Raw genomic sequence first — 24,139 nt, 5'->3', positions numbered from 1 at the left:
CCCGGCCCGTCGGCGTGATCGCCCGCCACGCTCCTACGCGGTGGTGCCGGGGCCGGAGCCCGCCCCCGAGTCGGCTTTGATGCCCTTGGTGATGTCGTCCATGACGGAGAGTTCCGGCGCCATGGCGCTGATGTCGAAGCCGGAACGGACGACGACGAGCCTGTCCTCGGAGCGGGGGGACGGGAAGGCCAGCGACTGGACGTACCCGTCGTCGCCGCTCTTCGTCACCACTTTCCAACGCACCAGATAGCCCTGCTCGCCGGCCACGGTGACCGGCTCGGACTTGAGCTCCTCATGCGAGGTGATGCCCCCGTAGACCTCCTCGCCGTACGATTCCGTGGCGTTGGCGGAGATGTCCTTCGTCGCCGTGGCCTTCGCCGTGGTGGTGTCGAGCTTCAGGGCCTCCGCCGGCATGGAGGACACTCCGCCGCGCACGCACTGTTCGGACGTGTTGCCGGGGCAGGCGTATTCACCCGTGGTCACTTCTGCGCCGGTGATCCCCGACGTGCCCGTCCAGCCGTCGGGCACCGGGAGACTGATGCCGCTGGCCAGGTCCGTGGCGTAGCCGTCCTCGATCTGCGGCAGTTGCTGCTCGGGCGCCCGGCTGTCGCCGCCGCCCCCGTGCCCATCGCCATCGGGTGCACCGGGAGGCGCGGTGGACGGGCTCGAGGCCGCGTTCTCCTGCGCATCGCCGGAATCGTCCGACAGCAGGAACAGGCCGCCCCCGATGGTGGCGAGCACCACTGCCCCGGCGGTGATGCCGATGCCGATACGCATGCGGCGGCGCCGGACCGTCGCGGGCGGCACGCGGAGATGGTCGGTCCACTGGTTGCCGTCCCACCAGCGTTCGTGAACGGGGCCAATTCCTGTATACCCGGGGTCTGGATGCCAGCCGGGCGGGCTCGTCTGGGTCACGCGGCCCACCGTAGAACGATTGCGTGAGAATCAGATGAATCCACCGGATCAGATGAGTCCACTGGATCAGGTGGATCAGGCCAACCGGGTGAATCGCCTGAATCAGGCGAGGAAGCGTTCCACCCATAGCCGCAGCAACTCGTCCTCGAACGCAGGATCCTCGCGCAGCGCGCTGATCAGTGCCGGCCCCCGGTGCAGGACCAGCAACGATTCGCGGAGCGTGGCGAAATCCTCATTGCCGCGACGTCCGGTCCGAAGATGCGATCACAGCGCGCTGAGCGGCGCCCACCTTCCGTTCCGAGGGCAGCAGGAACGCCTTGAGACCGGGATCGGTGCGGGCGGCCAGCCATAGATGCTCGGGACGCTCTTCGTCGACGGGCTGCGGGCGTTGAGCGAGTACGCGCCCCGGACCATGGCCGTCTTCGATGTCGACCTCGGCCACACCGACCCACACAGGCAGCCCCCGGTGGGCAGGCGGCGGCGACGAGTCCCGCGCCGCAGAGTCTTTGGTCCGACCATACGTGATGTGTGACATAGTTGGAGATCGGGCAGCAGACACGACGGCAACCGGACGATTCCGGCCGAGGCAGGGGGTGACGGATGCCCGTCGAATGGCAACCCGTACGGCAGTCCCGTACGCATGAACTCGTGCTCCAGAGCATTGAGCAGCGGGTGTTCGCCGGCGAGCTCAGGGCCGGCGACCGGCTGCCGCCCGAGCGCGAGCTCGCGCCGGTTCTCGGGGTCAGCCGGTCGGCGCTGCGTGAGGCGCTCAGGGTGCTGGAGACCATCGGTGTGCTGGTCGCCCAGCCGGGCAGGGGGCCGGACGCCGGGGCGCGGATCGTGCGCAACCCGGACGATGCTCTCGGCCGACTGCTGCGCCTGCACTTCGCCCTCGGTAGCTACAGCCTCCAGGACGTCCTGGCGGCGCGCGTCGTGCTGGAGAGGTCCAGCTTCGAGGCGGCCGCGCGGCATGCCTCGGTCGAGGATCTCGATGAGGCGGAGGCCCTTGTCGTACGGATGGGGGAGGCGGGTGTCGAGGTGCCCGAGTTCAACGACCTGGACACCCGGTTCCATGTGCATATCGCCCGCAGCTCCGGCAATGAACTGACCTCCACGCTCACCTCCGCCGTACGCGAGTCGGTGCGCCCGCTGATCCTGCGCGCCCTGGAGGAGGTCGAGGACTGGCCGGCCACCGCCGCCGCGCTCAACGCGGAGCACACCGAACTCCTGCGGCTGATGCGCGCGGGTGAGGGCGCGAAGGCCGCCGACCTGGTCGAGCAGCACATCCGCAGCCTCCACGGCACGCTGGTCGACGAGAACGCCGAACGGCCATAAGGGCGTTGAGCGCGGCAGCGCACTGCCTGAGTCTTTGTCAGGGGCATGATCGTCATCCGCCCCGCGCGTGTCGTCCGCGTCTGCCACTCCGCCCATGTTGCTCCGTGCGCACCATTTCGTGCGCACCACTCCGGGTGTGCCGCAGCCTCAACGTTTCGGACCGAGGCTAGTATGGTCAGACCATAAAAATTGCAGAAACGATCGGAGAGACCCATGCGCATCGGACTCTTCGCCACCTGTCTGGGAGACACGCTCTTCCCCGAGGCGGTGAAATCGACCGCCGTTCTGCTCGCCCGCCTGGGCCATGACGTGGTGTTCCCGCCGGGACAGACCTGCTGCGGTCAGATGCACGTCAACACCGGATACCAGCGCGAACCTGTGCCCCTGGTGCGTAATTTCGCCGAGCAGTTCGGTGACGCGTCGATCGACGCCGTCGTCATGCCGTCCGGATCGTGTGCGGGCTCGGTCCGTCATCAGCACGAGATCGTCGCCGAGCGGTACGGGGACGCTGCGCTGCGCGCGGGTGTCGCCACCGTCAAGGCCAAGACATATGAGCTGTCGGAGCTCCTCGTCGACGTCCTGGACGTCACCCACGTCGGTGCGTACTTCCCGCACCGGGTGACGTACCACCCCACCTGTCACTCCCTGCGCATGCTTCGGGTCGGCGAGAAGCCTCTGAAGCTGCTCCGCGCCGTCGACTCCATCGATCTCGTCGAACTCCCCGAGGCCGACTCCTGCTGCGGATTCGGTGGCACCTTCGCCGTCAAGAACGCCGAGACGTCGACGGCCATGCTCCAGGACAAGATGCGCAACATCGCCAGCACCGGAGCCGACGTCTGCACCGCGGGCGACTCGTCCTGCCTCATGCACATCGGCGGTGGGCTCTCCCGCATCAAGTCGGGCACCCGCACCCTGCACCTCGCGCAGATCCTCTCCTCCACCCGCACCTCGCCGTACGTTCCGACGGAGGTCGTCCGATGAGCAGCACCTTCCTCGGCATGCCCGCGACCCCGCCCCGGTCCCCGTACGGAACGGGTAATCTGCGCGGCGACCGGAAGTTTCCCGAGGCCGCCCACGACGAGCTGCGCAACGAACAATTGCGCCGCAACCTCGGCAGGGCCACCCACACGATCCGCGCCAAACGCCTGAACGTCACCGGCGAACTGCCCGACTGGGAAGAGCTGCGCGACGCCGGTTCGGCCATCAAGACCGACACCATGAACCGGCTCCCCGAACTCCTGGAGCAATTGGAGCGCGAGGTCACCGAGCGCGGCGGCACCGTTCACTGGGCGCGCGACGGAGTCGAGGCCAACGAGATCGTCACCCGGCTGATCAAGGCGACGGGCAGTAGCGACGTCATCAAGGTCAAGTCGATGGCCACCCAGGAGATCGGCCTCAACGAGCACCTCGAATCGGTCGGCATCACCCCGTACGAGACGGACCTCGCCGAACTGATCGTCCAGCTCGCACACGACAAGCCGTCACACATCCTGGTGCCCGCGATCCACCGCAACCGCGACGAGATCCGGCAGATCTTCCTCAAGGAGATCCCGGGCATCGACCCGGGCCTCGACAACGTACCCGCGCATCTCGCCGCCGCGGCCCGCGCGTACCTGCGCGAGAAGTTCATGACGACCAAGGTGGCGGTCTCCGGCGCCAACTTCGGTATCGCCGAGAGCGGCACCCTCTCCGTCGTCGAGTCCGAGGGCAACGGCCGCATGTGCCTGACTCTGCCCGACACCCTGATCACCGTCATGGGCATCGAGAAGGTGCTGCCGCGCTACCAGGACCTCGAAGTGTTCCTGCAGTTGCTGCCGCGCTCGTCCACCGGCGAGCGGATGAACCCGTACACCTCGATGTGGACCGGGGTGACACCCGGCGACGGGCCGCAGGACTTCCATCTGGTCCTGCTCGACAACGGGCGCACCGCGGCGCTCGCGGACCGGAACGGCCGTGAGGCGCTCAACTGCATCCGTTGTTCGGCCTGTCTCAATGTTTGCCCGGTCTACGAACGGGCCGGGGGCCATGCGTACGGATCGACGTATCCCGGACCGATCGGCGCGGTCCTCACCCCGCAGCTCGCCGGGATGCACGCGGCCAAGGATGACCCCAACAGCTCGCTGCCGTACGCCTCCAGCCTCTGCGGCGCCTGCTTCGACGCCTGCCCGGTCAAGATCGACATTCCGTCGCTGCTGGTCGAGCTGCGCCACCAGCACACCGAGCAGTCCGGTACGACGGCGGAGAAGCTGGCCATGAAGGCGGCGGCCGGAGTGATGAAGCGGCCGAAGGTGTTCACGGCCGCGCAGAAGGGTGCGGCGATCGGCCGTGTCATCGCAGGGCGGGACGGGAAGATCTCGCATCTGCCGCGGCCGTTCAACGGCTGGAGCGCCAGCCGCGACACGGACGCCCCGCCGAAGCAGTCCTTCCGCTCCTGGCTGGCATCGGCCGAAGGCGCCGCGACGATGCGGGCTGCCGCCGACGAGTACGAGAACAACCGGAAGAAGAAGGAGGAGGAGAAGTGACGACCGCCCGCGAAACGGTGCTGGGCAGGATCAGGGACGCCCTGGCCCTCGCCCCGGCCCCGGAGACCACTGTCTCGCGCGCCTACCGCACCGGCCGCACCCTCCCCGACGACGAACGCCTGGTCCTCTTCACCGACAGGCTCGTCGACTACAAGGCACACGTGCACACCTGCACCGGCGACCGCACGGCGCAGGTCGTCGCGGAAGTACTGCGGGAGCGCGGGGCCCAGCGGATCGGTGTGCCGGCCGGACTCGACGAGGCGTGGCTCGGTGCGTACGACGGCGAGGTCCAGCAGGACTCCGCCGATATTCCGGCGCCCCGGCTCGACGCATTGGACGGCGTCGTCACCGCCTCGGCCGTCAGCTGCGCCGAGACGGGCACGATCTTCCTGGACGGCTCGCCCGGCCAGGGGCGGCGGGCGCTGTCCCTCGTCCCCGATCTGCATGTGTGTGTCGTCGATCTGTCGACGGTCGAGGTCGGGGTGCCGGAGGCGGTGGCCCGGCTGGTGCCGGAGCGGCCGACGACGCTGATCAGCGGTCCCTCGGCCACCTCCGACATCGAGCTGGAACGGGTGGAGGGCGTGCACGGTCCGCGCACGCTCGTGGTGGTGATCCGGACGGACAGGTAAGGGGGCGGGGTGCGCGGCCCCTCGTGCACCGCCACCGCACACATGCCTCGGCCCTCCCTGATCGCTGCTTGCCACGTGACGCTTGCTGTTCGCGGCTCGCTGCGACGGGGGAGGGCCGAGGGCAATGCCTGGGCGAAGCCGGGTCAGACGATGCCTTCCTCGATCTCCGCCTGCTCACGAGCGTTCCCGTACGCCGACGGAGTGCTGTACGAACGGCGCGCGACGAACCACCACACGGTGGCCAGAGCCAGCACCGCGACCAGCGCGATCGACGCGTAGTTCATCGAGTCGACCGTCACCGGGGACGACTGCGGGAGCAGGAACAGCACGGTCACGATGGCGACCCACACCACGGCGATCCAGCCGATCGGCTTGCTCCAGCGGCCCAGATGCCACGGCCCGCGCTCGAACCGGTCGCCGGAGCGCAGCTTCAGGAAGATCGGGATCGCATAGGCGGGTGTGATGCCGATGACATTGATCGCGGTCACCGCACCGTACGCGGTGGCGGAGTACAGCGACGGCAGTGCCAGCACTCCGGCGACGACGACGGACAACCACACCGCGTTGACGGGTGTCTGGGTGCGGGCGCTCACCTTGTGCCACAGCGCAGAGCCCGGCAGCGCGTTGTCACGGCTGAACGCGAACACCATCCGGCTGGCGGCGGCGACCTCGGCGTTGCCGCAGAACAGCTGCGCCGCGATCACGATCAGCAGCATGGCCGTGGCCCCGGAGGTGCCCAGCGCGTCGATCAGGATCTGGGCCGGAGGCACTCCGGTCGCGCTGTTCTGGGCGCCCGCGTAGTCCTGGATCGCGAAGGTCAGCCCGGCGAGCAGGACGAAACCTGCGACCCAGGAGACCCAGATCGCGCGGACGATGCCCTTGGCGGCCGTCACCGAGGCGTTCGACGTCTCCTCCGACAGGTGGGCGGAGGCGTCGTAGCCGCAGAAGGTGTATTGAGCGAGGAGCAGACCGATCGCCGCCACATACAACGGGTTGTGCCAGCCCGTGTCATTGACGAACTCGGTGAAGACGAATGACGGCGACTGGTGGTTCGAGGGCACGATGGCCAGCACGGCGACGATGACCGCGACACCGGTGAGATGCCACCACACACTGATGGAGTTGAGCACGCTGACGAGGCGGACGCCAAAGAGATTCAGCACGGCATGCAGCAGCAGAATGCAGACAAAAATGATCATTGTCTTGCCCGGTGTGGGGGTGAATCCCCACTGCAGATTCATCAGAGCACCGGTGAACAGCGCGGCACCGTAGTCGATACCGGCGATCGCGCCGAGCAGCCCGAGCAGATTCAGCCAGCCGGTGTACCAGCCCCACTTGCGGCCGCCGAGCCGGTCGGCCATGTAGTACAACGCTCCCGAGGTCGGGTAGGCGCTGGTGACCTCGGCGAGGGCCATGCCGACGCAGAGCACGAAAAGGCCGACACCGGCCCAGCCCCAGAGCATCACCGCCGGGCCACCGGTCGACATGCCGAAGCCGTACAGGGTCATGCAGCCGGACAGGATCGAGATGACGGAGAAGCTGATGGCGAAATTGCCGAAGCCGCCCATGCGGCGGGCGAGCACCGGCTGGTAGCCGAGTTCACGCAGCCGCTGCTCCTCGTCCATCGGTGGGGCGGTCTCCGCACCCTTCTGGGTCGGGGTGGATATGGGCATGGGAAAACCTCCATGAGCGGTGGTGAGGAAGGGGCGGAAAACGGTCGGTTCGGGACGGGGAGGCGGGGCGGCCCCGTGGCGCCGTGGCTCAGCCGTGCGGCCCCCGTCCGGGGCCGCGTGACACAGCGAGACAGCGGCTCCGGGCGCGCAGGAAGACTTCCTCCGCGCCTCCGGGAGCCTGGGGATCACGGGTGCGGTACACCCAGGGGACCGAGGTGAAATAGGGGCCGAGCTCCTGGAAAACCGGTGTGGCGTCTGCGAATTGGAGGGCTCCCCACAGGGCGTGGGCCAGGTGGTTGAGGTCGGGCAGGGAGTGGGAGATCGGGGCCGTGCGACGGAACCAGAGCTCCAGGGCACGTGCCGCGTCCCGTTCGGCGTCCTCGGTGACCCAGTGGAGATCCAGGGCCTTCTCGTGGCCGTGCTCACGGCGGTAGCGCTCGACCCGCACGTACAGCGGGAGTACGTGCAGTGCGGATCCGTCGGGGGCGGAAGAGGCCGCCCACTGAACGAAGTTGACCGCCTCCGAGAGGGTTCCGCCGGCCTTTCGCGCGTACACGAACTGGAGCATCCGGTGGTAGGCCTCGCGGTTGTGCGGGTCGCGCTTGTCGGCCTCCGCCAGGAGTCCCCACGGGCCGGGAAAGAGCATCGGCCCCGGGGGATGCAGCCGGTGCTCCTCCAGTCGCTGCCGCTCGTCCAGCTGGGACAGGGCCAGCAGGCACACCCATGGCACCGGGTCCGCGGGCGAGGCGTGTGCGGCCATCCGGCAGGCTGTCCAGGCTTCCTGCCACAGTTCCTGTGCGCGGTGATGGCCCTCGCGGTGGGCGCGCACGGCCCGCTCCACGACGACCCGTGCGTGCATCACCGCAGCGGCGACACTCCGCGGCTCCTCGGCCAGCCAGGCCTGCACCGCATCCGAACGGGCGGCAATCGCCCCGAGTACCTGCGTGCGCTGGGTCCACAGGGTCCAGTCCGGCGTACTCTCCAGCAGATTCCGCATGGAAATCCAGCGTCCGGTGCGCAAATCCTGTAACGCGACGCGTAAGTCGTTGTCATGGCCGGCCGGGTGGTAGACCGGCCGAAAATCACTGTTGGCCATGGACTCGCCCTGCCCCCGTGCGGCGGGACGGCATGCGATGGAGGGCAGATCTTCTCAGCACGTCACGCAACCCGGCGCTGGGATGGAACCCGTGCAGAAGCGCAGGGCCCGGGAGTCGAGATCTCGGAGCTGGGGGTGGGGTGTCGGTCTCATCAATCCTCGAGGACGTGGGGGGTGCAGCAGCTGTTGAAAGACGAACTGCTCGAAAGCGTCCGGTTGTTGCTCGGCGGTGAGTGTAAGGCCAGTTGCGCCGAACTCCGGACCGATTCGCGGATCTTACTCAAGTCAGCTCATTCGTAAGGACGTTGACCGGACATCCGGGCTGTTCCGGGCGCACGTTCGGGTCATCCCTTGACGTACGCGGTGGTCTGCACCAGTCTGGGCTTCGTAGATCAATGATCACGATTCCGTTCAAGCCGCAGAGCTTCCGCACAGCTGGAGTGTCGATGACAGGCCCGGTACTCGCAGTGGACCAGGGCACATCGGGTACCAAGGCTCTGGTCGTCTGCCCCGAGCGTGGTGTGATCGGTTCCGGTTCGGCGCCGGTGCGGCCGCGCCATGGCGCCGGGGGAGCGGTCGAGGTCGACCCTGCCGAACTGCTGGGATCGGTCGTCGACGCCGGACGCCAGGCGCTGCACGAGGCGGGTGAGCCCGTGGCCGGCGTCGGCCTCGCCAACCAGGGCGAGACGGTGCTTGCCTGGGATCCGGACACAGGAAGGCCGCTTACCGACGCGATCGTCTGGCAGGACCGACGCTCGGCTCCCCTGTGCACCGAACTCACCCCGCATGAAGAAGAGTTGCAGCTCCTCACCGGGCTTCCGCTCGATCCGTACTTCGCCGCACCCAAGATGGCCTGGATCCGCCGTGAGCTGACCCGCGAGGGTGTCGTCACCACCAGTGACTCCTGGCTCGTCCACCAGCTGACCGGTGCGTTCGTCACGGACGCGGCGACCGCGGGCCGCACCCAACTGCTCGACCTCGACCGGGTCCGCTGGTCACCCGAGGCCCTGGACATCTTCGGCCTCGGCGACGAACGCCTCCCAGCCGTCGTCGACTCCGACGGGACCGTCGGTACGACGACCGTGTTCGGTGGTGAACTTCCGCTGACCGGACTCCTCGTCGACCAGCAGGCCGCCCTGCTCGCCCAGAACGCCCTGGACCCGGGCAATGCCAAGTGCACCTACGGAACCGGCGCCTTCCTGCTCGCCCAGACCGGGCCCGCCCCGCGCCGCGGCTCCACCGGACTGGTCAGCTGTGTCGCCTGGCGGCTCGGCGGCCGTACGAGCTACTGCCTCGACGGACAGGTCTACACCGCCGCGTCCGCCGTCAACTGGCTGACCGGCCTCGGAGTGATCTCCGGCGCGGCCGACCTCGACCCGGTCGGCGCCACCGTTCCCGACGCCGGAGGTGTGACCTTCGTACCGGCACTCGCCGGACTCGCCGCCCCCTGGTGGCGCGGCGATCTGCGCGGATCGGTGACCGGCCTCGGCCTCGACACCACCGCGGGCCACCTGGTGCGCGCCCTGTGCGAAGGCATCGCCGCGCAGGTCGTCGAACTCACCGAAGCCGTCGTGACCGACCTGGGGTCCCCGCTGACCTCGCTCCGCGTCGACGGTGGCCTGACCCGTTCCGCACTGCTCATGCAGACCCAGGCCGATCTGTTGCAACGGCCCGTCGAGGTGTCAGCGCTGCCCGATGTCACCGCACTCGGCGTCGGAGCCGTAGCCCGCCTCGGCCTCGACCCCCGGCTTCCGCTCCAGCAGGCCGTACCCGAATGGAAGCCCGCAGCCGTATACGAACCCCGGATCGGCGCCGACGAGGCGGCCGAACGCCTCGCCGGATTCCGTGCGGCCGTGCAGACCCTGCTGGAACATGCCTGATACGTACGAGAGCCACGCCACGCACTGCACGATCAGCACGGCCAAAGACCTGGCGGCCCACCTGCCCGGCGCCCCGGCCCAGGACATACCGTCGTTGACGCCGCCATCGGAGGCCTCCCGCTCCGTGGCCGCTTCACCCTGCGTACCCCGCGAGGCTGTCCTCGGAGCGGTTGGTCGTCCGCCAGGGCGGCCTTGTGCTCCACCGGCAGGGGCTGCTGCCCGCCGTACCGGCGGGCTGTCCGTTCCATCCGCTCGACGGCCGGCTCGACCGGGCCGATCCGCACGGTGCTGCCGTGCGGACCACGGTGACCTGACTGCACGTCAGGGAATCAGCAACCAGTCCGAGCCGATCGCCGCCGGCAGGCCGACGGCCAGGATCCAACTGCCGAGCCGAGTACGGCCGTTCCTGCTGAGCTCGATCACGATTCCGCACAGGATCAGCGCGAGTCCGTACACCCCGACCACCAGCACGGAGGACCGGCTGGCGATCCGCAACGCGAGAACGACCGCCATCGCCGCCATGCCGACCGACGAGAGAACGATCCGCAGCCGTCTCGCCTGACGCGGCGTGAGCCTACGGTCCTCGGTCTCGGGAACTGTCTCCGACACGGCCTCGGGAGCCGCCTCCGGAACCGTCTCCGACACGGCCTCGGCATTGGTATCCGGGACGGCTATCGGGGTGTCCACGGCCTGGTCCTGGTCAGAAGTGCTCATGACGCGGGATCGTAATGGCTGCGGGCCGCCCTGTTCACCGCTTCGGGCGCCGGGCGGCGAAAGTGACGTAGGTTCGGTGCATGCCCGGCCACATCCTGATCCTCGGCGGTACGACCGATGCCCGGCAGCTCGCCGCCGAGCTGACCGGGCTCACCGGGCCCGGTGCCGATGCGACGGCGCGCGTCACCACCTCGCTGGCCGGCCGGGTCGCCCGGCCCCGGATGCCCGCCGGCGACGTACGCATCGGTGGCTTCGGCGGCCCCCGGGGCCTCGCCGACTGGCTGCGTACCCATGCCGTGGACACCGTCGTCGACGCCACCCACCCGTTCGCCGACACCATCAGCGCCAACGCCGCCGAGGCCGCGAAGGCCACCGGCACCCCGCTGTTCGCACTGCGCCGCCCCGGCTGGACGGCAGGCCCCGGCGACCACTGGCACCCGGCCGACGACCTCGCGCACGCCGCCGCGCAACTGCCCGCCCTGGGCCGCCGGATCTTCCTCACCACCGGCCGCCTGGGCCTGGCAGCCTTCGCCACCGACCCCGGCGCGGACGCGCTCCATTTCCTCGTACGGTCCGTGGAGCCCCCCGAGCCGCCGCTGCCCCGCCACACCGGCGTACTCCTCGACCGAGGCCCGTACACCGTCGGGGGCGAGACAGCGCTGCTGCGCGACCACACCATCGACGTCCTCGTCACCAAGGACAGCGGGGGCCCCGCCACCGCGGCGAAACTCACCGCGGCCAGGAACCTCGGTCTGCCCGTGGTTGTGGTCCGCCGCCCGCCACCGCCCGAAGGTGTGCCCGTCGTTCACGATGTGGCTTCGGCGCTTCAACTGCTGTGCCGGGAAGGCTGATTCAGCCGCGACGCAGCAGATACGTATCCATGATCCAGCCCTTGCGGGCGCGCGCCTCGGCCCGCAGCTCCTCGATCCGGTCCGACACCTCGGCGAGGCGCCCGGAGAGCAGGATCTCGTCCTCGCTCCCCACGTACGCGCCCCAATAGATGTAGAGGTCCTGGTCGAGATGGCGGGTGAACGCCTGCCGTGCGTCGAGCATCACCACCACGTCGTCGACCCCCTCGGGCCAGCCCTCGGCCAGCCGCCGACCCGTCGTGATCTGCACCGGCCGCGCGACCCGGTTCAGCCCCGTCCGGTGCTTGGCCAGCAGCGCTGAGACACTGCTGATCCCGGGGACCACCTCGTGATCGAAGGCGACCGATCCCCGATCGAGGATCTCTTCGAGGATGCCGAGCGTGGAGTCGTACAGCGCGGGATCGCCCCACACCAGGAACGCCCCGCACTCGTCCTCGCCGAGCTCCTTCGCGATGAACCGCTCGTACAGATCCGCGCGGCGCCTGCGCCAGTCGTCCACCGCGGGTGAGTAGTCCGACGTCCTGCGGTCACGCTCCGGATCCCGTGCCTCGACCAGCCGGTACGAGGAGTTCTTCACATGCGCATCGAGGATGTCCCGCCGCAGCCCGGCCAGATCGGACTTCTCCTCACCCTTGTCGAGGATGAAGAACGCATCTGTCCTGTTCAGCGCCTTGACGGCCTGGAGGGTCAGATGGTCGGGGTCGCCCGCACCTATACCGATGACATAGATCTTTCTCACCGCACCGAGTCTGCCCCATGCCCCACCGACCCGGGCGTCCGGGCCGCTACCGGCCGCGGGGCCGCAGACACGGCGCCTCGACGGCCGCGTCGACGGGCCGCGCCCGCGCCGCGCCGCCCTCCTCCGCTTCGACCCGCTGCGCCAGCTCCCGCGCCCAGCCGATCAGCCCGTCGACTGCGATGCCGTGAGGCCGGGCGGCCCCGGACTCCGCGAGCGCCGCCGCGCCGCGCCGCAACAGCCGGGCCCCGCCCGTCGTATTGCCCCGTGCCGCATGCGTCAGCCCCACGGCCAGCTGTGCAAGACCCCGCCACAACTCCCGTTCCGCCACCGGGCCCGACTTCCACGCGTCCTCGAACACCTCGTGCGCATGGAACGGCATTCCCGCGTCCAGCAGCCGTTGCGCCTCCCGCAAGGTCTCCTCGGGGGTACGGACCACCCCCTCGGGCTGCCGCTCCACTCCCGGTGCCCCGTACGCCAGCGGGCGTCCCAGCCCGTCACGGGGGCGCGCATTGCGCGCCCGGCCCTCGGAGTCGCGGTCCCTGCGAGTCTCGTTCACCCCTCGATTGTGCCCCGCACCTGCGGCGAACTGTCAGAACCACTGTCCGTGGACCCCCGCGCACGACTAGTGTCGACAGTCATCCGCACCACTTTGGGGAGGGTAGGGATGAAGCAGTCCCGGCCGCTGTACGAGCGCGAACCGGAACTCGCCGCTGCCGCACAAGCCGTGGACGCCCTGTGCGGCGCCCAGGCCGCCGGCGGGCTGCTGATCTTCAGTGGCGAGGCAGGCATCGGCAAGACAGCGCTGCTCGCCGAGATCCAGGCGATGGCCGCCGACCGCTGCACGGTCTGGTTCGCACGCGGCGGCGAAACGGTCACGTCCGTGCCGTTCCATGTCGTACGCCAACTGCTGCAGCCCGCTTTCGACCAATTCCCGCCCGACGAGGTGCGGACCCTGTTCGGGACCTGGTACGAGATCGCCGCGCCCGCACTCGGACTCGCCGAACCGAGCGGTCCCCAGCCCGATCCGCAAGGTGTGCGCGACGGCCTCGACTTCGTCGTCTCCCAACTCGCATCCCGGCTGAGCCACCGTCCGCCGCTGCTCATCATCGACGACGCGCACTGGGCGGACGGCGAATCCCTCGCCTGGCTCGCCTCGTTCACCGCCCGCCTCGACGAACTGCCCGTCCTGGTCGTCCAGGCGCACCGGCCGGACGAGCTGGCAGCGCGGCAGAAGGAGAGCGGAACGGGCGGCGCGCACCCCTCCCAGGTCCGGGTGGCGCTGCGCGCCCTCACCCCGGACGCCACCGCGGAACTGGTCCGCGCGGGCCTCGGCGAGCACGCCGACGCCCCGTTCTGCCGCGAGGTGTGGGCCGTCACCGGGGGCAACCCCTACGAGGCGGTCGAGCTTGTCGCCAAGGTGCAGGACCGCGAACTGGCGCCGCTGGAGGAGTCGGCCGGGCTGCTGCGCGAACTCGGCGCGTCGGCCCGCGGCAGCGGCCTCGTCGCCCGACTCGAACGGCTCGGCACCAACGCCAACCGGTTCGCCTGGGCCGCCGCGGTCCTCGGTACGGACATCTCGCAGGATCTCGCCGCCACCCTCGCCGGAATGAGCCCCGCCGAGGCCGCCGATTGCACGGCACGGCTGCGCGAAGCCCGTATCGTCACCGGCTTCGACCCGCTGGAGTTCGTCCACCCGCTGATCGCCACCGCGGTGTACCGCTCCATCCCGCCGGCCACCCGCACCGCCATGCACGGCCAGGCCGCTTGGGCGATCACCCGTGCGGGACTCGGCGCCGCAGCGGCTTCCCGGCACCTCCTCGAAGTGCACCCCGACGACGACCAGGATCTGGTCGAACAGCTCCGCGAAGCAGCCAAACAGCATCTCGCGGTCGGTGCCCCGGAGGCCGCCCGCCGCTGCCTCGAACGCGCCCTGGAAGAACCACCGCGCCAACGGGTGAAGGCCACCCTGCTGTACGAACTGGGCTGCGCCACGCTGCTCAGCTCCCCGGCCACCACCGTCCAGCATCTGCGGGCCGCCCTTGACATGCCCGGACTCTCCGCCGACCAGCGGGTCGACGCCACCTACCGGCTCGCGGCCGCGCACTCTCACAACAACCAGCTGAAGGAAGCGGCACTCGCCCTCGCCGCCGAGGCCGCGCGCACCGCCCCGGGCCCCGGCCTGATGCGGCTCCAGGCCGCCCACTTCCTCTGGGAGGGCATGCAGGCTGCCGAGGATGACGGACTCGCCCGTTCCGGCCGACTCGCCCGGAACGCCGACCATCTCGCCGGCCGTGACAACGCCGAGCGCGCCCTGCTCACCATCCGCGCCTTCGACGCCATGATGCGCGGCGAGAACTCCCAGCTCATCGTCAACCTCTGCGAGCGCGCCCTGGTCGACGGCCACCCCGCCCGCGGGCTCGGCTGGACCGATACCGAGTGGGGCTTCGAACTTCCGACCCTCGTCGGCATCACCTACGCCTTCACCGACCAGCTCGACCGGGCCGAGGAACTCTTCGGCGAGGCCGTCCGCGCCTTCGAGATCTCCGGCTGGAGCGGCGCGCACCTCGCGTTCGCGCACACCTTGCTCGGACTCGTCCACCGCCGTCGCGGCCGGCTCGCCGAGGCCGAGGGCTTCCTGCGCGAAGGGCTGCGCCTCGCCGACCGTGTCGGCAGCGGACTTCCCGTCCACTGGGACGCGGCCTGCCTGCTCATCGACACCCTGGTCGCCCGCGGCCGTGTCACCGAGGCCCGCAAGATCGCCGACCGCTACGACTTCGGCTCGCCCTACCCCAGCGCGATGGTGCTGCCCGACGCCCCGTGCGTACGCGGCCGACTGCTGCTGGCCGAAGGCCGCACGAAGGAAGCGGTCACCGAACTCGAAGCGGCCGGTCAGGCCCTCGAACCCCGCGGCAGGTTCAACGGCGTGTGGGCGCCCTGGGCCGGCGGCCTCGCCCGCGCCCTGGCCGAGGAGGACCCGGGCCGCGCCGCCCAACTCGCCACCTCGGCCCGGGTGCACGCCGAACGCTTCGGCACGGACACCGCGATCGGTGAGGCCCTGCGCTGTGTCGCGCTCTTCGCCCGCCCCGAGGACGCCACGCATCTGCTGGCCGAGTCGGTGCGCCACTTGGAGGCGTCCCCGTCCGCGTACGAACACGCCCTGGCCCTCGTCGACTACGGCATCGCGATCCGCTCCCCGCGCGAACTCGCCCGAGCCCACAAGCTGGCCACGGCGTGCGGCGCCGAATCCTTGGCAATCCGAGCTCAGCAGGCACGTGCGTCGATCCGGTCCGCGGAGTGAGGTAATGTTTGTCCTGCGCAGCCACCCGGGAACATCGGGGGGAATCGCATCGGGACGTGGCGCAGCTTGGTAGCGCACTTGACTGGGGGTCAAGGGGTCGCAGGTTCAAATCCTGTCGTCCCGACTCGTGAGAGTCGCAGGTCAAAGGCCGGTTTCGGATCAATCCGGAACCGGCCTTTAACCATTCTTGGGGACCAGTTGGGGACCGGCGTGCTTGACCGGCGTCAGCGTGTCCTGACGATCGAGCTCGGCAGGGAGCGCGGCACGCGGAGGGCGCTGCGCAAGGAGGGTATGACCTTGTGTATGCCCGGGTGGCGGTAGCGCTGGGTGGTGGTCGGTGAACTGTCGACGACACCCGTCACCTGACGTCACCGCCGACTACGTAGCAGAGCCTAGGGTGCGTTTCGACCTGAAACTGCGGGGAGTCACCACGTTGCCCTGCCTGATCACCAGTGACATCGGCTTCTGGGCCTGCTCGACCGCCAGGTGGGCAGGGTGGTCAGCCCGCCCCGGGAGCGTCCGAGCCCGTGGTCGTCGGGCTCGGTGAAGACACTGCCTGGCGGTTCGACCTGCAGATCCCCCTTTTTACGGGCTCCCGCCGCATGCTGGTGGGCGCGGGCGACGGTCGAGTCGACCGAGACATCCCAGCTCATCAGCCCCTCGGCATCGGCCCGGGCCTGCAACTACTCGACGATGCGGTGCCAGGCGCCGTCCCGCTGCCAGCGCCCGAACAGGCCATGGAGCGTCTCCCACAGGCCGTACCGCTCGGGCACGTCCCGCCGCGGAGCACCAGCCCGGGTGCGCCGGCGTATGCCGTCCATCAGCTGCCGCTTGGTGTGCACCGGCGGCCGCCCAGGCTTCTTCCCGACCGGGAGCAGCGGCTCCAGCTTCGCCCACTGCGCATTCGTCAGATCATGCCTTCCCACGAAGTGGATCTTGAAAGATTAAGATCCACTTCTGAAACGCACCCTCGTACAGGCCGGGGGCTCCGCCGCATCGACGCTGCGGCGGAGCCCCCGGCAGGGCGGCTTACTACTTCTGCCAGCCGATCAGATCGGGCTGGCCGAGGTTGCCGTAGCTGCCGTAGAACTGGGCCGCGCCGAAGTTGGCGAGCCCCTTCTTGACGGCCCAGATGGTGGTGCCGTTGTGGAGCGGCATGATGCCGTAGGTCCCCATGGCCTTCATCTCGACCTCGTTGCCGGCCTTGATCTGCTCGTCCAGGGTCGGCAGGTTGGTGACGGCCTTGGTCTCCTCGTCCAGGCTCTTCGGCACCGAGCGGGAGACGTTGAGCGTCGAGTCGGAGCAGTACATCTGGCAGATGTAGAGCATGCCGTTCGGGTCGCTGGAGATGAAGCCCATCCCGAAGATGTCGAAGGAGCGCTCGGTGAACACCTTGTTGAAGTCGGCGGAGGGGTGCGCCTTGATGTCCACCTTGACGCCGATGTTCTTCATCATCTGGGCGATGGCAGTGGCACGGGCCTTGACGGTGGAGCTGTCACCGATGGTGGGGAAGGCCAGTTCCAGCTTCTTGCCGTCCTTGGCACGCACACCGTCCGGGCCGGCCTTCCAGCCGGCGGCGTCCAGGTCCTTCTTCGCCTTCTCGGCGTCGAACTTCACGAGCTTGCCGAAGGTGTCCTGGTACCCCTTCTGGAAGGGGAAGAGGGTGAAGGAGCCGGGCAGCGGCTCGGTGTACCCGAGTCCCTGGAAGGTGATCTTCGCGAGCTGAGCGCGGTCGATCCCTTCCATCACGGCCTTGCGCACCGCCAGGTCCTTCAGCTGCGGCGAGGTGCTGTTGAAGACGAGGAGGTTGTTGGAGGTGGTCGTGCCGCGGCGAAGCTCGGTCCCCTTCACCGACTTCACCTGGTTGAGCTCCTCGGCGTTGGCCGCCGAGACTCCGTCGATCTGGCCGTTCTTGAAGGCGTTGATGCTGGCGCTCGTCTCCATCTGCACGAAGGTGAACTCGTCCAGATGCGGCTTGGCGCCCCACCAGTTGGGGTTGGGCTTGTAGGAGACGGTGCCGCCCTTGGGGTCGAACTTGGAGATGGTGTACGGACCGGCACCCCACTCCGCGTGCGGCTTGCTCACGTACGCCTTGTTGAAGTCGTCGGCCTTGGCGATGTGCGGGTTGACGATCTGGTAGAAGAGGGACTTCCAGTAGACGAACGCGCCCTTGAAGGTGACGATCGCCTGCTTGTCGTCCTTGCCCTTCTTCACCGAGGTGATGCTGGAGTACCCGTCCGTGGACGAGACGTTGTACTCCTTGTTCTTCCCGTTGAGCGCGGTCCAGGTGTCACGGAACGCGGTCCAGTCGATGTCCTGGCCGTCGTTCCACTTGGCCTTCGGGTTGATGGTGTACGTGACCTGGGTGTTGCCACCCACCGTCTCCTGCTTGACGTCGGTCAGGTAGTCCTTGTTGAAGGTGATGTTGCCCTTGGGGTCGTTGAAGGACAGCTGCGGCTGGTAGAACCAGGCGATCTTCGACGTGTAGAGCGATCCGTTGCCGTGCAGCGGGTTGAGCTGGTCGGGGATCTCCACGATGGGAAGCGTCATCTTGCCCCCCTGCTTCAGGTTGCTTGCAGGCTGGGGGTTGTACGAAGTCAGGACGTCCTTCTCGGAGGTGGCGCCCTTGGACTTCTGCTGCCCGGAGTCGCCGGAGTCGCTGCTGCACCCGGAGAGGACGAGGGAAGAGGCGGCGGCGAGCGCCACCAGGCTCAGGGAGATCTTTCTCATGACGGCCTTGGCCTTTCTGACTTAGTTGTCGACAGACGTGGTCGTGCCCGCGAAATGGCATGCGTCGCGGTGGTCCGGGTCCCCCCTCTCGGTGAGCAGAGGAGTGACCCCGCGACACTGCTCCTTCTGCGGCTTTGACAACGTCGTGTGGAGCGGACACCTGGAGACGAACCGGCAACCGGGCCGTTCGTCGGTGGGACTGGGAAGGTCGCCCTCCAGGAGGACGCGTTCCCGGGTGCGCTCGGCCACCGGATCGGGCAGGGGGATCGCGGAGAGGAGCGCCTTGGTGTAGGGGTGCCTGGGGTTGTCGAAGACGGAGTCGGTGGCCCCGATTTCGACGATCCGGCCCAGGTACATCACCGCCACACGGTCGGAGATGTGGCACACCACCGACAGGTCGTGGGCGACGAAGAGGTAGGACAGGCCCAGCTCGGCCTTGAGGTCGTTGAGCAGGTTGATGACGCCGGCCTGCACCGAGACGTCGAGAGCCGAGACCGGCTCGTCGAGCACGAGCAGCTGGGGCTTGGTGGAGAGCGCCCGGGCGATGCCGATGCGCTGCCGCTGTCCGCCGGAGAATGCGGAGGGGAAGCGGTCACGGTGCTCGGGGTCGAGCCCCACCAGCTCCATGAGGTCCGCGACCTTGGTGCTGAGCACCTTCTTGTCGCGTTCGCCGACCGCGCGGAGCGGTTCCGCGAGGATGTCGAAGACCGTCATGCGGGGGTCCAGCGCGCCCATAGGGTCCTGGAACACCATCTGGATGTTGCGGCGGACGGCGCTGATGTCCTGCTTCCGCTTCAGGTCGGCCGTGTCCTGGCCGCAGACGGCGATGCTGCCCTGCTCGGGCGGCTTCAGCCCCATGATCTCCAGCAGAGTGGTGGTCTTCCCGCACCCCGACTCGCCGACCAGCCCGAGCGTCTCTCCCTCGCGGATGTCCAGGTCGATGCCGTTGACCGCGAAGACCGTGCCCACCTTGCGCTTGAGCAGGCCGCCCTTGGTGAGCGGGAAGGTCTTCGTGACACCGGAGAGTTCCAGGACCTTCGGCCGGTCCTCACGGGGGACGTCCGCGACGCGGCTCTCTCGCTCGGCTGGGACGGGGTAGATCGGCTCACCGCCGATGGCGCCGTCACGGATCTCCGCGGCACGCCGGCAGGCCGTCGAGTGCCCCGCACCGGTGTCACTCCCGGCGATGGCCAGCAGCGGCGGCTCGGCCTCCCGGCAGGCGTCCTCGACCGCGGGGCAGCGCGCCGCGAACGGACAGGCGTCGGGAAGGTCCACCAGGAGCGGCGGAGTGCCCGGAACCGGGGTCAGCGCTTCCCTGTCGCGGTCGTCCAGGCGGGGGATCGCGCCCATCAGGCCGATGGTGTACGGCATCCGGGGCTGCGCGAAGAGCTCGTCCACCCCGGCGTGCTCGACCGGGCGACCGGCGTACATCACCATGACGTCGTCGGCGGAGCCGGCCACCACCCCGAGGTCGTGGGTGATCATGATGACCGCGGCGCCGGTCTCGCGCTGGGCCGTCTTGAGGACGTCGAGGATCTGGGCCTGCACGGTGACGTCCAGGGCGGTCGTCGGCTCGTCGGCGATGATCAGGTCGGGGTCGTTCGCGATGGCCATGGCGATCACGGCCCGCTGCCGCATGCCGCCCGAGAACTCGTGCGGGAACCCCTTGGCGCGGCGGTCCGGGTTGGGGATGCCGACCAGGTCCAGCAACTCGACGGCCCGCTTCCAGGCGGCTGCGGACGAGATCTCCTGGTGGATCTGGAGGGACTCGACGATCTGAGCCCCGATGCTGAAGATCGGAGTGAGCGACGAGAGCGGGTCCTGAAAGATCATGCCGATCCGCTGACCGCGGACCTTGGACATCCGCCGGTCGTCCAGGTCGAGGAGGTTCTTCCCGTCGAGCATGATCTCGCCGGTGACCGAGGCGTACTCGGGAAGCAGCCCCATGACGGCCATCGACGTGACGGACTTGCCCGAACCGGATTCGCCCACGATGCCGAGGGTCTTGCCGCGGTGCAGGTCGAAGGAGACACCGCGAACGGCGTCCACCCGGCCGGCCTCCGAGGGGAAGGCGACCTCCAGGTCACGCACGGACAGCAGGGCCCGCTGGGTGCCGGGCTCGGTCGTGACAGCGCGCTGCTCGATCATGCGCGGCCTCCAGACTGCGATGTGGGGTCCAGGGCGTCGCGCAGACCGTCACCGATGAGGGCCATGGCTACGGTGAGCAGCACCACCAGGGCCGCCGGCAGGTAGAACAGCCAGGGAGCGGTGGACAGCGTGTTCTGCCCGTCGGCAAGCATGGAACCCAGGGAGACGTCGGGCTGCTTGACGCCGAATCCGATGAAGGAGAGTGCCGTCTCGGACTGCACGGTCGAGGCGACACCGAGGGTGAACGTCACGATCAGCAGGGACCCGATGTTCGGTACGAGGTGGCGGATGATGGTGCGGATCGGGCTGACGCCCATGAAGCGGGCCGCCATCACGTACTCGCGCTCCCGGAGGGACGTGGCCAGGGACCAGATCACCCGGGCGGTGAGCATCCAGCCGAACAGCGTGAGGACCACGACCAGAACCTGCCACTCACCCCGGTAGTGCGTACCGACCAGGGCGATGATGAGGAACGAGGGCAGGATGAGCAGGAAGTGCACGAAACCGAGCATCGCCCGCTCGATCTTCCCGCCGAAGTAGGCGGCGGTGGTGCCGAACAGACCGGCGATGGCGGTGGTCAGGAGCGACACCGTCACGGCGATGATCAGCGACCTGCCGAGGCCGTGCACGAGCTGGGAGTAGACGTCGTTGCCCGCGCCGTTGGTGCCCAGGAGATGGCCCCCGACCCCGGGGGCGACGGAGAGCGCGGTGAAGTCCGCCTCCATGTGGTCCCAGTGGGTCAGATACCGGCCGAACACCGAGAAGAACACGAGCAGGACGAAGAGGATCAGACCGCCGAGCGCGGGCTTGTTGCGCGCGAAGCGCCGCATGTAGAGCCGGGAGGGGGAGAGGCGCTTGCCACCGGTTCCGGTCTTTCCCGGTTCCAGTGCTTCGGCGGTCTCGGGGCGCGCCTCTTCGGGGGCGGTTCCGGCGCCGGGCATGTTGATGGCCACGTCAGCTCACCCTGATCCTGGGGTCGAGGGCCACGACGACGAGGTCGGCCAGGATCGCGCCGATGGCCGTCATGAGGGCACCGAAGGCTGCGACAGCGACGACGCCGTGCACGTCGTTCGTGCTGATGGTCTTGGTGAAGTACTCACCCATGCCGTGCCACGCGAAGACCGTTTCCGTGATGACAGCGCCGGTGAAGAGCGCGGGCATCGCGAACGCGACCTGAGTGGCGACGGGAATGATCGAGGTCCGCAGCCCGTGCCGGTAGATGGCCTGCTTCCGCGTCAGCCCCTTGGACCGTGCGGTACGCACGTAGTCGGAGTTGATGTGGTCCAGCAGCAGAGAGCGCTGCAACAGGTGGTATCCGGCGTACGAGATGAACGTCAGCGAGATCGTGGGAAGAATCGCGTGCATCGCCCGTGACCCCAGGACCGGCCAGAACCCGACGACATCGGGGCTCTGCGCTCCGGCGACGGGCAGCAGCGTGCTGCCGAGGGACTGGTTGAGCGCGATGGCCGCGAGCACCACGCCGAGCGAGGCCACCGCGGAGGGCGTGTTGAAGGAGATCACGGAGATGCCCTGCCACACCCGGTCGGCGGCCTTGTACTGGCGCGACGCGGTGTAGACGCCCAGCCCGACACCGATGATGATGGACAGGATTGTTGAGGCCAGGACGAGTTGGCCGCTGACGAAGATCCGGTAGGAGACCTGGTCGTTGACGCTGCCCCCGGTTGGCGACTGGCCCCAGTCGAAATGAGTCACGATCTGAGTGATCCAGTGCCACCACCGATCCATGATCGGTTTGTCTGGATTGAGATTGTAAAGCGCCAGCGACTGGTTGATCTGGGCTGGAGTTCGAGGCGGTCGCAACGCGGTGTAGTTCGACGCAGGTTTGAGGAATGCGTTAGCGAGGAAGTACGTGAGGTTGGTCGCGATGGCGATCATCAAAAACCAGCCGACTACTTTGCGGGCGATGTAACGCAGCACTGTTAGCCGACCTTTCGTGATATGGGGCGTATCGGCCCGCACGTCTGGTGAGTGACTGGACGCTTGGCCGCGTTGACCGGGCACCGGGTTGCGAGCGCTCGGACAGGACGTGCGGATCCTCGGGGGGTCAGAAAATGATTGGCGCGAAACCCTTCCGGTGTAGGAGCCTGAGGTCTGCTGACGGAGCTGCACGGGCAGGCGAGGGGGAGTGGGCAGTGCGCCGGGCATGAAGCGACAACCTCGCCTGTGAGTAAGCCAGTTCAAGGCGGCCGCATGATTCGGCAGCGCCGCTGCCGACGATCTCAACTGCCCGTGTGGCACGTCAAGGCTGGTCAAGTCGCGATCCGATTAAGACCGACCGGCAAATGGATCACTTGAGGCGTCGGGTGGTGGGGCGGCCGTCCCAGCGGTAACGCTTGGTCGCGCCTCGGATGAGCATGCGGAGCGTGACGAGGGCAGCGGCGAGGTAGAAGTAGAAGTCCACGACCTCACCACGTTTCTCGGTGCAGCGTCGCAGCTTGCCGTAGTCGTTCATCCAGGAGTGCGTGCGCTCGATCACCCAGCGTTTCCCGGCCTGGATCAGCGCCGGGACTCCCTTGCGGGCGATCTCGGCCGTGAAGCCCAACTCGGCTAGCAGTGCACGGGACTTGGCGCTGTCGTAGCCGCGGTCCAGGTTGACATTGACGCCTTCGGGCATCGCGCCGGCCTGGGTGCGGGCCGCCTCCAAGGTCGGGCCGAGCATGGGCGAGTCATGCCGGTTGGACCGTCGGAGACGATGCCGAGCGGGACGCCGCAGGCGTCGGAGGCGACCGAGCGTTTCAGTCCCTGCTTGCCCCGGTCGACCGGTGACCGCCCTCCCTTCTCGCCACCGGACGGGGCCTTGGTGATGCAGCCGTCAACCGAGATCTCGGCCAGCCCCAGCCCGATCGTGCGGTCGTAGGCTTCCAGGGCGAGGGCATGAACCTTCTCGGATATCCCCAGCTCAGCACACCCTTTGACGCGCCGTCGGATAGTGCGGTCGGAGCATCCGGGACTGGAGATGCGCTCGTAGCCGGAGCCGTGGACCAGCGCAAGCACGATGTGCTCGAAGACGGTCCGGTCGGCGACCCGGCGGCGGTGACAGCCCAGCGGGTGGTCCGCAACGAACGCCCCCCCCCGCGCGGGCAGGAGCGCGGCGAACTGGTCCCACAGGGGTTCGAGCAGGCAAGATGGCACCGCAGGCACGGGTCCTCCGTGTGATCACTGAGCGTAGAGAACTCCATGATCACGCAGAGCCCGTGCCTGTCTCACATCCGGGCCCCTCAGTCGACGAGCGGCCAACCATTTGCCGGTCGGTCTAAATGGAGGAGCTGTACAGCCCGCCAAGTTGACGGATCTCCTCCAGCGGGTATGAGGTCTGCCTGCTCTGGCGCTGGAACTTGAGGTTGAAGTCGGACATCAGTGCGGCGATCGGCGCGTGCCGGGCGAGGATCGCCGCGGCCACCTCTGGGATTCCTGCAGGGCGCTTGCCCTCTGCGTATGCACGCACCAGCGCGTAGCGGCCCTCCCGGTTCTCCTGCTGGTATCCGTACAGAGCGGTGACCAGCCAGTTCACCAGATACGTGGCGGTGTAACAGCGGTCGTAGGTCTGATGCCGGTCGAAGAAATCGGCTT

General features: G+C 68.6%; 21 protein-coding genes, 1 tRNA gene and 1 pseudogene. 8 read left to right on the top strand and 15 right to left on the bottom strand.

Annotation, left to right across the window (positions count from 1 at the left end):
• Positions 1-33 precede the first annotated feature (33 nt).
• Both ACZ3IC_RS20455 and ACZ3IC_RS20450 read right to left on the bottom strand, forming a co-directional pair.
• Positions 34-915 carry a DUF2510 domain-containing protein gene (locus ACZ3IC_RS20455; protein WP_467417962.1) on the bottom strand — a complete coding sequence of 294 codons (882 nt, stop codon included), beginning with the start codon at positions 913-915 and terminating at the stop codon, positions 34-36.
• Between the two features lie 232 nt (positions 916-1,147).
• Entirely contained in the window at positions 1,148-1,357 is a 210-nt protein-coding gene (locus ACZ3IC_RS20450) for a hypothetical protein (protein ID WP_467418175.1), read from the bottom strand.
• 158 nt (positions 1,358-1,515) lie between these two features.
• Here ACZ3IC_RS20450 and ACZ3IC_RS20445 point away from each other — a divergent pair, with 158 nt between their 5' ends.
• From ACZ3IC_RS20445 to ACZ3IC_RS20430, 4 genes are all read left to right on the top strand, one after another.
• The gene (locus tag ACZ3IC_RS20445) at positions 1,516-2,250 is read left to right on the top strand and encodes a FadR/GntR family transcriptional regulator (protein WP_467417960.1); all 735 of its coding nucleotides are present in this window, start codon (positions 1,516-1,518) and stop codon (positions 2,248-2,250) included.
• A 213-nt stretch (positions 2,251-2,463) separates the two neighbouring features.
• On the top strand, positions 2,464-3,231 hold the full coding sequence (locus ACZ3IC_RS20440) for a (Fe-S)-binding protein (RefSeq protein WP_467417958.1): 768 nt from the start codon (positions 2,464-2,466) through the stop codon (positions 3,229-3,231).
• Entirely contained in the window at positions 3,228-4,772 is a 1,545-nt protein-coding gene (locus ACZ3IC_RS20435; RefSeq protein ID WP_467417957.1) for a lactate utilization protein B, read from the top strand. The genes ACZ3IC_RS20440 and ACZ3IC_RS20435 overlap by 4 nt, the downstream gene beginning before the upstream one ends.
• Complete coding sequence (locus ACZ3IC_RS20430) at positions 4,769-5,401, top strand: LutC/YkgG family protein (RefSeq protein ID WP_467417955.1); 633 nt, start codon at positions 4,769-4,771, stop codon at positions 5,399-5,401. The genes ACZ3IC_RS20435 and ACZ3IC_RS20430 overlap by 4 nt, the downstream gene beginning before the upstream one ends.
• Before the next feature lie 143 nt (positions 5,402-5,544).
• Here the strand turns inward: ACZ3IC_RS20430 and ACZ3IC_RS20425 are convergent, their stop codons facing one another.
• Complete coding sequence (locus tag ACZ3IC_RS20425) at positions 5,545-7,074, bottom strand: amino acid permease (RefSeq protein ID WP_467417954.1); 1,530 nt, start codon at positions 7,072-7,074, stop codon at positions 5,545-5,547.
• 88 nt (positions 7,075-7,162) lie between these two features.
• Positions 7,163-8,170, bottom strand: coding sequence for a hypothetical protein (locus ACZ3IC_RS20420; protein WP_467417952.1), 1,008 nt, complete (start codon positions 8,168-8,170; stop codon positions 7,163-7,165).
• A 446-nt stretch (positions 8,171-8,616) separates the two neighbouring features.
• Between ACZ3IC_RS20420 and ACZ3IC_RS20415 the strand changes: the two genes are divergently transcribed.
• Positions 8,617-10,050 (top strand): FGGY family carbohydrate kinase, encoded by a 1,434-nt coding sequence (locus tag ACZ3IC_RS20415; protein WP_467417951.1) that lies wholly within the window; start codon positions 8,617-8,619, stop codon positions 10,048-10,050.
• Between the two features lie 321 nt (positions 10,051-10,371).
• On the opposite strand, the gene ACZ3IC_RS20410 is transcribed toward ACZ3IC_RS20415, so the two are convergent.
• Positions 10,372-10,764, bottom strand: coding sequence for a hypothetical protein (locus ACZ3IC_RS20410; RefSeq protein ID WP_467417950.1), 393 nt, complete (start codon positions 10,762-10,764; stop codon positions 10,372-10,374).
• A gap of 80 nt (positions 10,765-10,844) precedes the next feature.
• On the opposite strand from ACZ3IC_RS20410, the gene ACZ3IC_RS20405 reads away from it, so the two are divergent.
• Positions 10,845-11,615 (top strand): cobalt-precorrin-6A reductase, encoded by a 771-nt coding sequence (locus ACZ3IC_RS20405; protein WP_467417949.1) that lies wholly within the window; start codon positions 10,845-10,847, stop codon positions 11,613-11,615.
• 1 nt (position 11,616) lies between these two features.
• Here ACZ3IC_RS20405 and cobF read toward each other — a convergent pair whose 3' ends face one another.
• Positions 11,617-12,372 carry a precorrin-6A synthase (deacetylating) gene (cobF, locus tag ACZ3IC_RS20400; protein ID WP_467417948.1) on the bottom strand — a complete coding sequence of 252 codons (756 nt, stop codon included), beginning with the start codon at positions 12,370-12,372 and terminating at the stop codon, positions 11,617-11,619.
• A 46-nt stretch (positions 12,373-12,418) separates the two neighbouring features.
• The gene (locus ACZ3IC_RS20395) at positions 12,419-12,928 is read right to left on the bottom strand and encodes a DUF309 domain-containing protein (protein WP_467417947.1); all 510 of its coding nucleotides are present in this window, start codon (positions 12,926-12,928) and stop codon (positions 12,419-12,421) included.
• 108 nt (positions 12,929-13,036) lie between these two features.
• On the opposite strand from ACZ3IC_RS20395, the gene ACZ3IC_RS20390 reads away from it, so the two are divergent.
• Complete coding sequence (locus ACZ3IC_RS20390; protein WP_467417945.1) at positions 13,037-15,670, top strand: ATP-binding protein; 2,634 nt, start codon at positions 13,037-13,039, stop codon at positions 15,668-15,670.
• A 50-nt stretch (positions 15,671-15,720) separates the two neighbouring features.
• Positions 15,721-15,794, top strand: a tRNA-Pro gene (locus ACZ3IC_RS20385).
• A gap of 322 nt (positions 15,795-16,116) precedes the next feature.
• Here ACZ3IC_RS20385 and ACZ3IC_RS20380 read toward each other — a convergent pair.
• The 8 genes and pseudogenes from ACZ3IC_RS20380 to ACZ3IC_RS20345 form a co-directional block, all read right to left on the bottom strand.
• Positions 16,117-16,353, bottom strand: coding sequence for a hypothetical protein (locus ACZ3IC_RS20380; RefSeq protein WP_467417944.1), 237 nt, complete (start codon positions 16,351-16,353; stop codon positions 16,117-16,119).
• Positions 16,354-16,596 carry a transposase gene (locus ACZ3IC_RS20375; protein WP_467417942.1) on the bottom strand — a complete coding sequence of 81 codons (243 nt, stop codon included), beginning with the start codon at positions 16,594-16,596 and terminating at the stop codon, positions 16,354-16,356.
• A 106-nt stretch (positions 16,597-16,702) separates the two neighbouring features.
• The gene (locus tag ACZ3IC_RS20370; protein ID WP_467417940.1) at positions 16,703-18,400 is read right to left on the bottom strand and encodes an ABC transporter family substrate-binding protein; all 1,698 of its coding nucleotides are present in this window, start codon (positions 18,398-18,400) and stop codon (positions 16,703-16,705) included.
• A 21-nt stretch (positions 18,401-18,421) separates the two neighbouring features.
• Positions 18,422-20,548, bottom strand: a complete 2,127-nt coding sequence (locus ACZ3IC_RS20365; RefSeq protein ID WP_467417938.1) for an ABC transporter ATP-binding protein — start codon at positions 20,546-20,548, stop codon at positions 18,422-18,424.
• Positions 20,545-21,501 carry an ABC transporter permease gene (locus tag ACZ3IC_RS20360; protein ID WP_467417937.1) on the bottom strand — a complete coding sequence of 319 codons (957 nt, stop codon included), beginning with the start codon at positions 21,499-21,501 and terminating at the stop codon, positions 20,545-20,547. The genes ACZ3IC_RS20365 and ACZ3IC_RS20360 overlap by 4 nt, the downstream gene beginning before the upstream one ends.
• A 1-nt stretch (position 21,502) precedes the next feature.
• Positions 21,503-22,486 carry an ABC transporter permease gene (locus tag ACZ3IC_RS20355; RefSeq protein ID WP_467417936.1) on the bottom strand — a complete coding sequence of 328 codons (984 nt, stop codon included), beginning with the start codon at positions 22,484-22,486 and terminating at the stop codon, positions 21,503-21,505.
• A gap of 370 nt (positions 22,487-22,856) precedes the next feature.
• A complete protein-coding gene (locus ACZ3IC_RS20350) occupies positions 22,857-23,378 on the bottom strand; it encodes a transposase (protein WP_467418162.1) in 522 nt (173 codons plus the stop codon).
• A gap of 444 nt (positions 23,379-23,822) precedes the next feature.
• Positions 23,823-24,139, bottom strand: a pseudogene (locus tag ACZ3IC_RS20345) (protein kinase family protein); the annotation flags it as partial.

It is taken from the genome of Streptomyces sp. NPDC002958, assembly GCF_055563255.1.
This window is presented reverse-complemented; position numbering and strand designations above follow the sequence as displayed.